Origin of the sequence: Nakamurella sp. (genome assembly GCF_044224575.1) — a bacterium.
In the GTDB taxonomy this organism is placed as follows: Bacteria; Actinomycetota; Actinomycetes; order Mycobacteriales; family Nakamurellaceae; genus Nakamurella.
Map to the genome: position 1 here is coordinate 274,553 of NZ_JBGAKE010000004.1, position 13,263 is coordinate 287,815.

Consider the following 13,263-nt stretch of genomic DNA (forward strand, 5'->3'; position numbering starts at 1 on the left):
AAGCCGGCTCCACATCGGGAAACCAAGAAGGTCGGGGCACGATCGACGTCACGATCAGCGCAGCTGACGAGTATCGATCGGATCGAGCCGGGCACACGGCACGGCCCCGCGGAAGTAGTCACCCAGCATGTCGACGGCCCGGTCGCCCAGGGGGTTGACGCCGCGGCCGACGGCCAGCGAGTGCGCCACCAGCACGTGCAGGCATTTGACCCGGTCGGGCATCCCACCGGCGGTGACGGCGATGCCGAGATCGTCGATCCCGTTGCGCAGGGCGAGGTACTGCTCGTGCGCCGCCCGGTAGTCCGTGGCCAGGTCCGGGTCGACCGCGAGTTCGTCGGTCATCTCCCGCATCAGTCCCCCGGCCTCCATCCGCCCGATCGCCGAATTCAGCACCGAGCAGCACAGGTAGAACAGGGTGGGAAACGGGGTACCGTCCGGCAGCCGCGGCGCGGTCTGCACCACCGCGGGCACGCCGTGGTCGCAGCGGTAGGCGACACCCAGCAGCCCGCGCGGGGGCCGGCCCAGTTCGCGCGTCAGCAGGGCGACATCGTCGTCCGTCGCCGGCGCGATGCGCAGCGCTACTGCCCCTCCTCGGTCAGCGTGTCCCACAGCCCGCCGTACCAGGGGCCGGTGTTCGCCGGGGCAACGGCCGAGCCGTCGTCGGCGGCGGCCAGCGGTGGGGCGTGCACCACGAACACGACGTCCCCCGGGGTGACGAATTGCAGGCGGCGACGCGCCTCGGCGGCGACGTAGTCGTTGTCCAGCAGCGCGTTCTTGCGGGCCTGCAGCTCGGCCCGCTGCTGTTCAAGATCCTGCTGGGAGGCCACGGCCGACGCCAGGTCCGCCCGCTGCTCCAGGTAGTTGCGCAGCGGGAACGCGACGGACAGGGCCACCGCGCAGAGCACCAGACCCAGGATGGCGACCTGCCGGGCCAACGCCGACTGCGGCATGAGACTGCGCCCCGGCAACACGGCAGTCCGCCAGCTCCGGCTGGACCGGCGCGCGGTACCCGGCGCCGCCGAGGTCGGGGCGGTACCGGGCCGCGAGGCCGACGGGCGGGACGAACCGGAGCGCGACCGCCCGGTCCGGCCCTTGGCCCCCGCGGCGGACGACCGGTTCCCGGTCGGACGTGACCCGGAACCCGGTCGCCGCTGCGGTGTTTCACTCATTCGTTCGCAGATTCCTCCAGTCGGGAACCGGCGAAACCACCGGCCTCAGGAACCGGCAGAGTACCGCGGGAAGGCGAGCTCACCGAGGTACCGCGCCGCGTCGCCGAGGTTCTCCTCGATGCGCAGCAACTGGTTGTACTTGGCGACCCGCTCGGACCGGGCCGGCGCGCCGGTCTTGATCTGCCCACAACCGGTGGCCACGGCCAGGTCGGCGATGGTGACGTCCTCCGTCTCGCCGGAGCGGTGGCTCATCATGCAGCGGTAACCGGCGTTGTGCGCCAGGGTGACCGCGTCCAGGGTCTCGGACAGGGTGCCGATCTGGTTGACCTTGACCAGCAGGGCGTTCGCGGCGCCGCGGGCGATGCCGTCCTCCAGCCGCTCCGGGTTGGTGACGAACAGGTCGTCGCCGACGATCTGGATCTTCGACCCGAGCTGGGTGGTCATCGAGATCCAGCCGTCCCAGTCATCCTCGGACAGCGGGTCCTCGATGGAGACGATCGGGTAGTTGGCGATCAGATCGGCGTAGATGGCGATCATCTCGTCGGAGCTCTTCTGGCCGCCCTCGTAGGTGTAGGCGCCGTCGTTGTGGAACTCGGTGGCGGCCACATCCATGGCCAGCACGACGTCGGTGCCGAAGCCGAAACCGGCCTTGGTGATCGCCTCGGAGATCAGGTCGAGCGCGGCCTTGCTGGACGATGCGGCCGGCGCGAACCCGCCCTCGTCGCCGAGCGCGGTGGAGAAGCCGGCCTTCTTCAGGACCGACTTGAGCGAGTGGTAGACCTCGGCACCCCAGCGCAGCGATTCGCGGAACGTCGGCGCACCGATCGGCGCGATCATGAATTCCTGGACGTCGACGCCGCTGTCGGCATGCGCACCGCCGTTGACGATGTTCATCATCGGCACCGGGAGGATGTGCGCGTTGGGGCCGCCCACGTAGCGGAACAGCTCCAGCTCGGCCGACTCGGCGGCGGCCTTGGCGACGGCCAGGGAGACGCCCAGGATCGCGTTGGCGCCGATCCGCCCCTTGTCCGGGGTGCCGTCCAGGTCGATCAGCTTCTGGTCGATCACGCGCTGCTCGATCGCGTCGTACCCGATCAGGGCCGGACCGATCTCCTCCAGCACGGCGTCGACGGCCTTGAGCACGCCCTTGCCGAGGTAGCGGGCCGAATCGCCGTCCCGCAGCTCGACCGCCTCATGCTCACCCGTCGACGCGCCGGAGGGCACCGCCGCGCGGGCCAGCGACCCGTCGTCGAGCGCGACCTCCACCTCGACGGTGGGGTTACCCCGGGAATCGAGAATCTCGCGTGCACCGATGAGTTCGATGGCCGCCACTGGGCACATCCCTTCGCTTGCGGATACGGAACTACGTAGGGCCGGCCGGGCGCACGGCGAGGCCGGCATCCGAGCCGCATCAAGCCTAGAGGCGAACGCCGACGCGGTCGCGTCGGACTCGCCCCGCGATCGTGGCCCGTCGACCGATCTCCGGAGTTACCGCAGGTGGAGGGCCGATCGGCCGTCCCGACGCAATGACAATCAGGACTTTGGTCCCGGCCCCGGCCGACCGACCGGCCGGGCCAGCGCCTCCCGAACCACACCGGCGATCGCGTCGGCCTCGATCAGAAAGCCGTCGTGCCCGTAGTCGCTGTGCATGACGACCAGCGGCCGAGCGGTCGGTGCGGTGGCGATCAGCTCGCCCTGGGCGGGGAGGAACAGCCGGTCCGAGTCGACCACGGACACGGTCAACTCGGCCGTCATCCGGTGCAGCGCGGCGTCGACCCCGCCCCGGCCACGGCCGATGTCGTGCGTATGCATGGCCTCGGTCAGCACCAGGTAGGAATTGGGGTCGAACCGGGCACCCAGCTTGCGGCCGTGATGCTGCAGGTACGACTCCACCGCGAACCGGCCACCCCGCAGCGGGTCCTCGTCACCCTGCGGTGCCCGGCCGAACCTGGTGTTCAGTTCCAGCGCCGACCGGTAGGTGGTGTGCGCGATCTGCCGGGCGATCGCCATCCCGGCGAGCGGGGCCGGCCCGTCGTAGAAGTCCCCGCCCCGGAAGTCCGGATCGCCCCGGATCGCCGCGAGTTGTGCAGCGCCCCAAGCGATCTGGTCGGCGGTGAAGAACGCGCAGGTGGCCAGGGCCAGGCACCGGTCCACCCGGTCGGGAAGACCGACCGCCCATTCCAGGGCCCGCATGCCGCCCATCGACCCGCCGACGACCGCGGCGAACCGGGCGATGCCCAGCGCGTCGGCGAGCGCCGCCTCGGCGGCGACCTGGTCGCGGATCGTCACCCGCGGGAACCGGGATCCGTAGGGCCGGCCGTCCGGCGCCCGCGACGACGGCCCGGTCGACCCCCGGCAGCCGCCGAGGACGTTGGCGGCGACGGCGAAGTACCGATCGGTGTCCACCGGGGCGCCGGGCCCGATCAGCCCGTCCCACCAGCCCGGGGTGGGTTGGTGCGGCCCGGCGGGACCGACCACGTGCGCGTCACCGGTCAGCGCGTGCAGCACCAGCACCGCGTTGTCGCCGGCCTCGTTGAGGGTGCCCCAGCTCTCGTAGGCCAGGGTGACCGAGTCCAGCCGCGCACCGGACTCGGTCGTCAACGACCCGATGTCGACGTACCGCCGTGGATCGACCCGGGCGTCGGTCCCGACCGGCGACCCCGCCAGGGCGGTCACTGCCCCTTCGCGGCCCGGAATCCGGCCTCCAGGTCGGCCAGGATGTCGTCGATGTGCTCGATGCCGACGGCCAGCCGGATCAACCCGGGCGTCACGCCCGTGGTCAGTTGTTCGGCCGGCGCCAGCTGCGCGTGGGTGGTCGACGCCGGGTGGATCACCAGCGACCGCACGTCACCGATGTTGGCGAGGTTGGTGAACAACTCCAGCGCGTCGGTGAACGTCTGCCCGGCCTCGACGCCGCCCTTGATCTCGAAGCAGACGAGCGGGCCGCCGCCGAGCGGGGAGTACTTCTCCTGCAGGGGGTGCCACGCGCTGGTGGCCAGACCCGGGTACGACACCGACTCGACCTCGTCGCGCCCGGCCAGGAACTCGGCCACCCGGCCGGCGTTGTCGTTGTGCCGCTGGACCCGCAGGGAGAGCGTCTCGATGCCCTGGGAGATCAGGAAGGCGTTGAACGGGCTGATCGCCGGCCCGATGTCGCGCAGCCCCTGCAGCCGAGCCTTGAAGATGTAGGCGACATTGGTCTTGAACAGCCCCTCCGGACCGAGGTCGACGCCCCAGGTCAGGTTGTTGTAGCTCGGGTCGGGGGTGTTGAAGCTGGGGAACCGGTCGGCGTGGCCCACCCAGTCGAACCGGCCGGAGTCGACGATGACGCCGCCGATGGCGGTGCCGTGCCCGCCCAGGTACTTGGTTGCCGAGTGCACGACGATGTCGGCGCCGTGCTCGATCGGGCGGATCAGGTAGGGCGATGGCACCGTGTTGTCGACGATCAGCGGCACGCCGACCTCGTGCGCGACCGCGGACACCGCGGCGAAGTCCAGCACATCCAGCGCCGGGTTGGAGATGGATTCGCCGTAGAAGGCCTTGGTGTTCGGCTTGGCCGCCGCCCGCCACGACTCGGGGTCGTCCGGATCTTCCACGAAGTCCACCGTGATGCCCAGCTTGGGCAGGGTGTAGTGGAAGAGGTTGTAGGTGCCGCCGTACAGCCGGGGTGAGGACACGATCTGGTCGCCGGCCTCGGCCAGGGTCAGGATGGCCAGGGTCTCCGCCGACTGGCCGGACGCCACCAAAAGGGCGCCGACGCCGCCCTCCAGTGAGTTGATCCGGTCCTCCACCACGGCCTGGGTGGGATTCATGATCCGGGTGTAGATGTTGCCGAGCTCTTCCAGGGCGAACAGCTTGCGCCCGTGCTCGGACGAGTCGAAGGCATAGGACGTGGTCTGGTAGATCGGCAGCGCCCGGGCCTTGGTGGTCGGATCCGGGGTCTGACCGGCGTGGATCTGGCGGGTCTCGAAGGACCACTGGGCGGATAGCGGTGCGGACATTGGGGTATATCTCCTGGGTGGGTCGATGACGGTCGGAGGGTTTCGAGGGGGTTCGAGGGACTGTGCAGATCGCTCAGCCGCTACATCGCTGCACGCCGCTGCTCCCGTCGTCGAACGGGCTCGGCCGCTCCGGAACCCATGACCTCGGCGAGTGTAGGACCGCGCTGGACAATCAGGCTCCTGCGTCGCCAGATTGCCTGCGCCCGGTCCTACTGCCGACATGGCGGCCTCGCAAGCTCGGCCAACTCTAGGTCGCGGTCGGCGCCGGGGACAGGGCCGCCCCGCCGCCCATCGTGCCGGTATGGCCGGACCAGGCGATCTTGTCGCACCGTCACCGAAACGGCGCAGACGGCGGGCGGGCACCCTGTCGCCATGCGTTCGGTGGGCGGATTGGCCAGAATCCCACCACTGCGTGTCACGCCGGTATCGGAAGGTGCATCCCATCGGACCCTGGCGTCGTTATGCAGGATCCCGGACAATTGGCCTAGGCCGAATGGAGTAGAAGACGCTCCACAACGCCCGGCGTCGGCTTGGCAATTTCGTGACCTGCCGTCCGTCCGATCCCGGCAGTCCGACCCGAACGGAGTCGAGGTGAACGAACGACTGTCAGCGGCGAGCTACGTGGGCCAGGTCGAGCGTGACGCCGACGGGGTCATGTGGGCGGTGCTGTATCTCGGCGATCAGGTGGTCACCAAGGAACAGGTCGCCTCGCTGCGCAAGGGCAAACGCAAAGTGACCGACCTGGTGCTGTCGGCCGCCGACGCACTCGCCGAGCGACCGAGCCGGACCGCGCCCGCGCACCTGACGCGGATGGTGGAAACCAAGGCGCCGGTCCGCCGGCATCGACGCGCCCCGGTTGCCGGAGTCGGCTGATCGGTCATTCTGGTCCGGTGATCCCCACCGGTACCCAGATCGTCCTGCACGGCCGCGGACTGACCGCCATCGTCACCGAGGTCGGCGCGACGTTGCGCGAGCTGAGCTGGCAGGGTCGACCACTCGTTGCCGGTTTCGGGCGGCACGATCTCCCGCACGCCTACCAGGGCGCCGTGCTCGCCCCCTGGCCGAATCGCCTGGCCGGCGGCCGATACCGGTGGGGTGATGACGATTACCGGCTCCCGCTCTCCGAACCCGAACGACTCAACGCCCTACACGGCCTGGTGTGTTTCGCCCCCTGGCAGGTGGCCGACCGCGACGCCGAATCGGTCACGCTCACCCATCGGCTCTGGCCGCAACGCGGGTACCCCTTCCCGCTGGACCTGCGCGCGCGCTACGAGCTGTCGGACCACGGACTGACGTTCACCCTCACCGCGGTGAATTCCGGTGATGCCCCGGCGCCCTACGGCGCGTCGTTCCATCCCTATCTGATCGCCGGCGGCGGGCGGGTCGACGATTGGACCGTGCAGCTCCCGGCCGCCACCTACCTGGCCGTCGATCCGGACCGGCTCCTGCCGGTCGGAACGGCGCCGGTCGGGCCGGCCGGCTACGACTTCCGGTCCCCCACCTCCCTGCGCGGGATCGAGGTCGATCACGCGTTCACCGACCTGACCTTCGACGAAGCGGGCACCGTGGCGCTGCGGCTGGTCGGCCCCGGCGGCCGTGGGGTCGCGCTGACGTGGGACCGCGGCGCCCCATGGGTTCAGCTGTGCATCCCGGACGAGCACAACCCGACGATGACCCGGCAGTCCCTGGCGGTCGAACCGATGACCTGCCCACCGGACGCGTTCAATTCCGGGGTGGACCTGATCACCTTGCCGCCGGGCGGCGAGCACACGTTCCGCTTGACGATCGGCCCGATCGAGGGCTGAGGATCCGGTCTGACCCGACGCCGGTCGACGGAGGCCAGGCCTGCCGGCGTCCAGGCGCTACGCCGGCCCGGCCTCCAATCTGAGCAGCATCCGCTTCGCCTCGGCGCCACCGGCATAGCCACCGGGGGTGCCGTCGGACCGCACCACCCGGTGGCACGGCACGACGATGGGCAGCGGGTTCGCCCCGCACGCCGAGCCGACGGCCCGGACCGCCCGCGGGTGACCCGCGGCGCGAGCGACGTCGGCGTAGCTGGCCGTGGTGCCGTACCCGATGCGTGGCAGCTGGGCCAGCACGTCCGCGCGGAATCCGCTGGTCAGCCGGTGGTCCAGGGGCAGGTCGAAGGCACGGCGGCGGCCGGCGAAGTACTCATCGAGTTCGTGGGCCGCGCCGTCCAGCGGCCGGGCGTCGGCCAGGATCCGCGGTCCCACCCGCTGGGCCAGCTCGTCCAGTGCCTGCTCGTGCCCCTGGACCGCGAAAGCGATCCGGATCAGGCCGACCGGGGTCGCGGCCAGCAGCAGGCTGCCCAGCGGGCTCTCCAGCGTCCGGTACGAGATGTCGAGCAGCCCCCGGTCGCGTGCTGCGGTGGCCAGCCGGCCGTGCAACTCGGCCAGGATCGCCCGGTCGGTGGGGCCGGCGCCGGCCAGGGCCGATTCCACGTCGACGGTCATCATCGAACTCCTTGGGGTACGGCCGGCAGTTGATCCGACAGGGTGCGCCGCAACGACCTGATCCCGTCGGCGGCGGCCCGGCGCACGGCCTCGGGGGTACCCCCGAGGATCTCGGCGACCTCCCGGTACGGCAGCCCGGCCACGTGGTGGTGGATGACGGCGTGCCGCTGCCGGTCCGGCAGGGCCCGGACCGCGGCCCACAGGTCGTCCGCGGGTTCGGTGGGTAGCCCGAGGGTGGACGTCCGCTCGGGCAGGTCGCCGACCGGGACCGCCCGCCGGGCGCTGCCCCGCAGCAGATCGATCGCCTTGCGATGGGCGATGGTCACCAACCAGGCCTGCACATTCGCGTCCCCGGGCAACTCGGGATAGGCCCGGAGCGCGGCGAGAAAGGTTTCCGCCCAAGCGTCCTGGGCGTCCTCCGGGCGCAGCAAAGCCCGGCACACGCGGAGCACGGTGGGGCCGTGTTCCACCACGATGCGCTCGAACGGGGCCGTGGACACGTCAGGTAGACGGCCCGAACGACGCGAACGTGAGGTGCTGCACGCGGTTCAGTCTGCCCGGGCATGACACGATTCCGGGCATGACGCCCGCGTTCCCGACGGCCCGAACCCCGAACCCGCTGGACGCGCCGCCGCTGCGCTGGGGCGTGCTGGCGCCCGGCCGGATCGCCGCCGCGTTCGTGACGGCGGTGTCCCGGTACACCCGGCAGCGGGTGGTGGCGGTGGGGTCCCGTTCGCTCGACCGGGCGCAGTCGTTCGCGGCCGCGCACGGCATCGAACGGGCCGTCGGGTCGTACGCCGCGCTCGTCGACGACCCGGCGGTGGACGTGGTGTACATCGCGTCGCCGCACAGCGAGCACGCCACGCAGGCGCAGCTGGCCATCTCCGCCGGCAAGCCCGTCCTGGTCGAGAAGGCGTTCGCCCGCAACGCCGCCGAGGCTCAGCGGGTGGCGGCCGCCGCCCGCGACGCAGGCGTGCCGGCGATGGAGGCGATGTGGACCCGCTTCCTGCCGCAGACCGACGTCATCGCCCAGCTGCTCGCCGACGGGGCGCTCGGCGAGGTGACGACCGTGCTCGCGGACCATGGCCAGTACTTCACCCACGATCCGCAGAGCCGGCTGTTCGCCCCGGCACTGGCCGGCGGCGCGTTGCTGGACCTCGGGGTGTACCCGATCTCCTTCGCTTCATTCGTGCTCGGCGCGCCGGATGCGGTGGTGGCGACCGGTTCGCTCACCGACGCCGGGGTGGACGCGCAGGTGTCGATGACCCTGGTCACCGGGTCCGCGCAGGCGTGCCTGAACACCACGCTGCTGGCCAGGACGCCGACCACCGCCTCCATCTCGGGAACCACCGGTTCGCTGGAGATCTCCGGGCCGTTCTACGCGCCCGCCACGCTGGCGCTGACCACCGCGGACGGTCGGTCGGTCCGGCCGCCCGACCCGATCGCGGGGCATCTGGGGCTCTGTCACGAGGCCGCCCACCTCGCCCAGCTGATCGCCGACGGCGCCACCGAGTCGCCGCTGCTACCGCTGGACGAGACGGTGCGGACCCTGCGCACCATCGACGAGATCCGCCGCCAGGTCGGCGTCACCTACCCCGGCGAGTAGGCCCGACCCCGGCCGGGGTTCGCGGCCCGCGACCCACCTCTTGCCCGCCGACTGAACACGTGTTTAGTATGTTAACCATGCGTTCAGCGCGGGTGGCCCAGGACGACCTGACGGCCCGGGCCCGGATCCGGGATTCGGCCATCGTGTACTTCGGCCGGCACGGTTTCCGCACGGCGACCCTGCGGGCGATCGCCGCCGACGCCGAGGTTTCCCCGGCCCTGGTCATCCATCACTTCGGCTCCAAGGACGGCCTGCGCGAGTCCTGCGACGCGTATGTCACCGACCTGATGGAGGTCCTGACCCGGGAGGCCGCGCAGAACCTGGGGGCCGGCGACACCCTGGACCTGATCAATCGGACGCCCCACCTGGCGCCGCTCGTCCCCTACGTGATGCGGACGCTGAACGAGGGCGGCGACCTCGCCCGGCGGCTCTGGGACCGCCTGGTCACCGACACGCAGGGGTATCTGGAGGCCGCCGTCGCGGGTGGGGTGGCCAACCCGACCGAGGACGAGCGGGCCCGGGCCGAGCTGATCGTCATGTACAAGCTCGGCACCTATCTGTTCGCCCGGTACGCGATTCCCCCACCTCCGGACGGCCATCCCACCGACCTGGACATCGCGGCGATCACCACCCGCTACGGGGTCCCCGCACTCGAGTTGTTCACCACCGGCCTGTATCGCACCAGTGAGTACCTGGATGCCTTCCGCGCTCAGCAGTCCGCCCGCGCCCACGAGATCACGCACACCCACGAATCGAGGTCACAGCCATGACGGAGCAGCCGGCCATCCGGATGAGCGGCGTCGTGAAGACTTTCGGCCCCGTCCGGGCCCTCGACCAGCTCGACCTGTCCGTCCGAGCCGGCGAGGTGCACGGATTCCTCGGCCCCAACGGGGCCGGTAAGTCGACCGCCATCCGGGTGCTGCTCGGCCAGTTGCGGGCCGACGCCGGCACGTCGACCGTGCTCGGCGCCGACGCCTGGGCGGACGCCGTGGCCCTGCATCGCCGGCTGGCCTACGTGCCCGGCGACGTCAACCTCTGGCCCAACCTGTCGGGCGGCGAGACCATCGACCTGCTCGCCCGGCTCCGCGGCGGCATCGACCGGTCCCGTCGGGACGAGCTGATCGAACGGTTCGAACTGGACCCACGCAAGAAGGGCCGCGCCTACTCGAAGGGGAACCGGCAGAAGGTGGCCATCGTCGCCGCGCTGGCCTCCGACGTCGAGCTACTCATCCTGGACGAACCGACGTCCGGGCTGGATCCGTTGATGGAGGCCGTCTTCCAGGACTGTGTGAACGCCGCGAAGGACCGCGGGCGGACCGTCCTGCTGTCGAGCCACATCCTGTCCGAGGTCGAGGCGCTGTGCGACCGGGTCAGCATCATCCGCTCCGGCGCGGTGGTGGAAACGGGGACGCTGGCCGATTTGCGGCACCTGACCCGCACGGCGATCACCGCCGAGGTCGACACCGTGCCCGCCGGGATCACCGGCCTGCGCGGCGTGCACGACGCTGTGGTCGAGGACCATCGCATCAAACTCGACGTCGACTCCGCGGCGCTGGCGGGTGTCCTGGCGGCACTGGTCGGCGGCGGGGTGCGCACCCTGACCGCCTCCCCGCCCACCCTGGAGGAGTTGTTCCTGCGCCACTACGGCGATCGCCTGGACGACGAGGCGACGGGAGCGGCGCCGACCCGGAAGGCGGCCCTGCGATGACCGCCGCGACAGTGCCCCGGTCGGACCACGAGATGGTCAGGGGCGGCCGGCTCACCGGGACCGGGCCGCTCGTTCGCCTGGCCCTGCGGCGGGAACGGATTCCGCTGGTCGCCTGGGTGGTGGGCATCGGCCTGGTGGCGGCGTCGACGTTCTCCGCCATCACCGCGCTCTATCCGCAGGCGGCCGAGCGTACGGCCCTGGTGCAGAGCATCGCGGTCAACCCCGCGTTCCTGGCCATCACCGGGCCGATCACCGGCACCTCCGTGGGGGCCATCTCGGCCTGGCGGGTCACCGCGGTCGGCACCTCGATGGTCGCGCTGATGGCGGTGTTCACCGTCATTCGCCGCACCCGGGCCGACGAGGAGACCGGGCGGATCGAGCTCCTTGCCTCCTCGGTCGTCGGCCGGGCCGCGCCGCTGACCGCGGCGGTCGCCGTCGCGATCGGCGCCAGCCTGGCGATCGGGCTGCTCACCGCGGCTGCGGGCGTGGCGAACGGCCAGGACGTGGCGGGGTCGCTGGCCTTCGGCGGGGCGATGGCCGGCTGCGGCGTTGCGTTCGCCGGGGTGGCCGCGATCACCGCCCAATTGGCGGAAAGTTCCCGCACCGCGGTCGGCCTGGCGTGCAGCGCGGTCGGCGTCACGTACGCGTTGCGGGCCGTCGGTGACGTCAACTCGTCGCTGAGCTGGCTGACCTGGCTGAGCCCGCAGGGCTGGGCCGGCCACATCCAGGCCTATGGCGAGAACAACCTGTGGATACTCGGGCTGTTCGTCGCGCTCGGCGCGGTCACCCTGGTCGTCGCGGTGCGTCTGCTCGACCACCGCGACCTCGGCCTCGGCCTCGTCGCGGCCCGGCTCGGCCCGGCCACCAACCCGCAGCTGGCGACGCCGGAGGCACTGGCGGCCCGGCTGCACCGGGGCACGCTGATCGGCTGGCTCGTCGGAATGGTCGCCATGGGCGTGGTGACCGGGGCGGTGTCGTCCACCAGCGCCGGCCTGCTGACCGACAATCCGCAGCTGGAGCAGGTGATGGCGCAGATCGGCGGGACCGGTGCGATCGCGGACACCCTCCTGTCGGTGATGGGCGGCCTGACCGGGCTGATCGTCGGCGGGTACGCGATCGCGACGGCCCTGCGCATGCGGGGGGAGGAGACCGCGGACCGGGTGGGACCGGTGCTGGCCACCGCGGTCGGCCGCACCCGCTGGATGGCCGGCCACCTGACCTTCGTCGTCCTCGGACCGGCCGCCCTACTGGTCGCCGCCGGCACCAGTGCCGGCGTGGTCAACTCGATCGAGGTCGGCAGCTTCGCCGACGGATTCGGCGGGGCGTTCGGCGCCATGCTGGTCCAGCTTCCGGCGACCCTGGTGTTCGGCGGGATCGCGGTCGCCCTGTTCGGCCTGGTCCCCCGGCTCACCGGACTCGCCTGGGCGGCGCTGGTGGTCGCGTTGCTGCTCGGTCAGCTCGGCGAGTTGCTGCAGTTGCCGCGGTGGGTGATGGATGCCTCGCCCTACACCCACGTGCCGCAGGTGCCGGTCGTCGAGCTCAGCTGGGCACCGATGATCGGGCTCACCGTGGTCGCCGTGGCGTTCATGGCCGCCGGCATCGTCGGCTTCACCCGCCGGGACGTCAGCTGACGCCGTCCTGCGCGGCGACCAGGGCCGCGGCGTGCGCCCGGGCGACGGTCCGCAGCGCGGTCTCCGGGTCCTCGCCCCGGGCCCCGGCCGCGTAGGCGATCCGGAACAGCTGCTCGGCGGCCGAGCCGGTGCTTCCGGCCGCCGGGGCGACCGGCGGCACCTCGATGCCGAACGTGGTCGCCCGCGCGCCGAGCTTCGCGGCCAGGGCCACCGCGGGCTGCCCGAAGGCCACGCCGTCGAGCACCCCGGACTTGCCCCGCTCCGCCTTCTTCAGCTCGTCCCACCGTTGCTGCTGATCGCCCGCCGTCCACGGCACCGGATCCGGGCCGGTCGCATCGCCGAAGACGTGCGGGTGCCGCCGGACGAGCTTGGCGACGAGGTCGGCGGCGACATCGTCGATGTCGAACCCACCGTCGTCGCGGGGGGTCTCCGCGGCGATCCGGGCGTGGAACAGCACCTGCAGCAGGACATCGCCGAGTTCCTCGCGGATCGCCGCGCGGTCGCCGTGCTCGACGGCCTCGGCCAGTTCGTAGCACTCTTCTATCAGGTACCGGACCAGCGACTCGTGGGTCTGCGCGGCGTCCCAGGGGCAGCCACCGGGCGACCGCAACCGGTCCATCACCGCGACGGCCTCGACCAGCGCAGCGTGGTCGGTTCGGCTCCCGGCCGGGTCG

At 71.6% G+C, this 13,263-nt stretch carries 13 protein-coding genes and 1 pseudogene; 6 read left to right on the top strand and 8 right to left on the bottom strand.

Features of this window, described 5'->3' with window-relative positions:
• Positions 1-54: 54 nt before the first annotated feature.
• The 5 genes from ACILSK_RS06965 to ACILSK_RS06985 form a co-directional block, all read right to left on the bottom strand.
• Positions 55-609 carry a DUF501 domain-containing protein gene (locus tag ACILSK_RS06965; protein ID WP_395726409.1) on the bottom strand — a complete coding sequence of 185 codons (555 nt, stop codon included), beginning with the start codon at positions 607-609 and terminating at the stop codon, positions 55-57.
• The gene (locus ACILSK_RS06970) at positions 579-950 is read right to left on the bottom strand and encodes a septum formation initiator family protein (RefSeq protein ID WP_395726410.1); all 372 of its coding nucleotides are present in this window, start codon (positions 948-950) and stop codon (positions 579-581) included. Before ACILSK_RS06970 ends, ACILSK_RS06965 begins: the two co-directional genes overlap by 31 nt.
• A gap of 264 nt (positions 951-1,214) precedes the next feature.
• Positions 1,215-2,501: a phosphopyruvate hydratase gene (gene eno / locus ACILSK_RS06975; protein ID WP_395726411.1), complete on the bottom strand. Its 1,287-nt coding sequence runs from the start codon at positions 2,499-2,501 to the stop codon at positions 1,215-1,217.
• 201 nt (positions 2,502-2,702) lie between these two features.
• The gene (locus tag ACILSK_RS06980; protein WP_395726455.1) at positions 2,703-3,836 is read right to left on the bottom strand and encodes a homoserine O-acetyltransferase; all 1,134 of its coding nucleotides are present in this window, start codon (positions 3,834-3,836) and stop codon (positions 2,703-2,705) included.
• 5 nt (positions 3,837-3,841) lie between these two features.
• Entirely contained in the window at positions 3,842-5,170 is a 1,329-nt protein-coding gene (locus ACILSK_RS06985; RefSeq protein WP_395726412.1) for a bifunctional o-acetylhomoserine/o-acetylserine sulfhydrylase, read from the bottom strand.
• Positions 5,171-5,761: 591 nt separating this feature from the next.
• On the opposite strand from ACILSK_RS06985, the gene ACILSK_RS06990 reads away from it, so the two are divergent.
• Together ACILSK_RS06990 and ACILSK_RS06995 are read left to right on the top strand one after the other, a co-directional pair.
• Entirely contained in the window at positions 5,762-6,043 is a 282-nt protein-coding gene (locus ACILSK_RS06990; protein WP_395726413.1) for a hypothetical protein, read from the top strand.
• 17 nt (positions 6,044-6,060) lie between these two features.
• Positions 6,061-6,975, top strand: coding sequence for an aldose 1-epimerase family protein (locus tag ACILSK_RS06995; protein WP_395726414.1), 915 nt, complete (start codon positions 6,061-6,063; stop codon positions 6,973-6,975).
• Positions 6,976-7,032: 57 nt separating this feature from the next.
• On the opposite strand, the gene ACILSK_RS07000 is transcribed toward ACILSK_RS06995, so the two are convergent.
• Entirely contained in the window at positions 7,033-7,647 is a 615-nt protein-coding gene (locus ACILSK_RS07000; RefSeq protein WP_395726415.1) for a methylated-DNA--[protein]-cysteine S-methyltransferase, read from the bottom strand.
• Entirely contained in the window at positions 7,644-8,144 is a 501-nt protein-coding gene (locus tag ACILSK_RS07005; protein ID WP_395726416.1) for an RNA polymerase sigma factor, read from the bottom strand. The genes ACILSK_RS07000 and ACILSK_RS07005 overlap by 4 nt, the downstream gene beginning before the upstream one ends.
• An 80-nt stretch (positions 8,145-8,224) precedes the next feature.
• On the opposite strand from ACILSK_RS07005, the gene ACILSK_RS07010 reads away from it, so the two are divergent.
• The 4 genes from ACILSK_RS07010 to ACILSK_RS07025 all read left to right on the top strand — a co-directional run bounded on the left by ACILSK_RS07010 (position 8,225) and on the right by ACILSK_RS07025 (position 12,589).
• The gene (locus ACILSK_RS07010; protein WP_395726417.1) at positions 8,225-9,250 is read left to right on the top strand and encodes a Gfo/Idh/MocA family protein; all 1,026 of its coding nucleotides are present in this window, start codon (positions 8,225-8,227) and stop codon (positions 9,248-9,250) included.
• Between the two features lie 77 nt (positions 9,251-9,327).
• A complete protein-coding gene (locus ACILSK_RS07015; RefSeq protein ID WP_395726418.1) occupies positions 9,328-10,020 on the top strand; it encodes a TetR family transcriptional regulator in 693 nt (230 codons plus the stop codon).
• Positions 10,017-10,958, top strand: coding sequence for an ABC transporter ATP-binding protein (locus ACILSK_RS07020; RefSeq protein ID WP_395726419.1), 942 nt, complete (start codon positions 10,017-10,019; stop codon positions 10,956-10,958). The genes ACILSK_RS07015 and ACILSK_RS07020 overlap by 4 nt, the downstream gene beginning before the upstream one ends.
• On the top strand, positions 10,955-12,589 hold the full coding sequence (locus ACILSK_RS07025) for an ABC transporter permease (protein ID WP_395726420.1): 1,635 nt from the start codon (positions 10,955-10,957) through the stop codon (positions 12,587-12,589). The genes ACILSK_RS07020 and ACILSK_RS07025 overlap by 4 nt, the downstream gene beginning before the upstream one ends.
• Here ACILSK_RS07025 and ACILSK_RS07030 read toward each other — a convergent pair.
• A pseudogene (locus ACILSK_RS07030) lies at positions 12,582-13,232 on the bottom strand (MazG family protein); the annotation flags it as partial. The gene ACILSK_RS07025 and the pseudogene ACILSK_RS07030 sit on opposite strands and share 8 nt — an antisense overlap.
• Between the last annotated feature and the right edge of the window lie 31 nt (positions 13,233-13,263).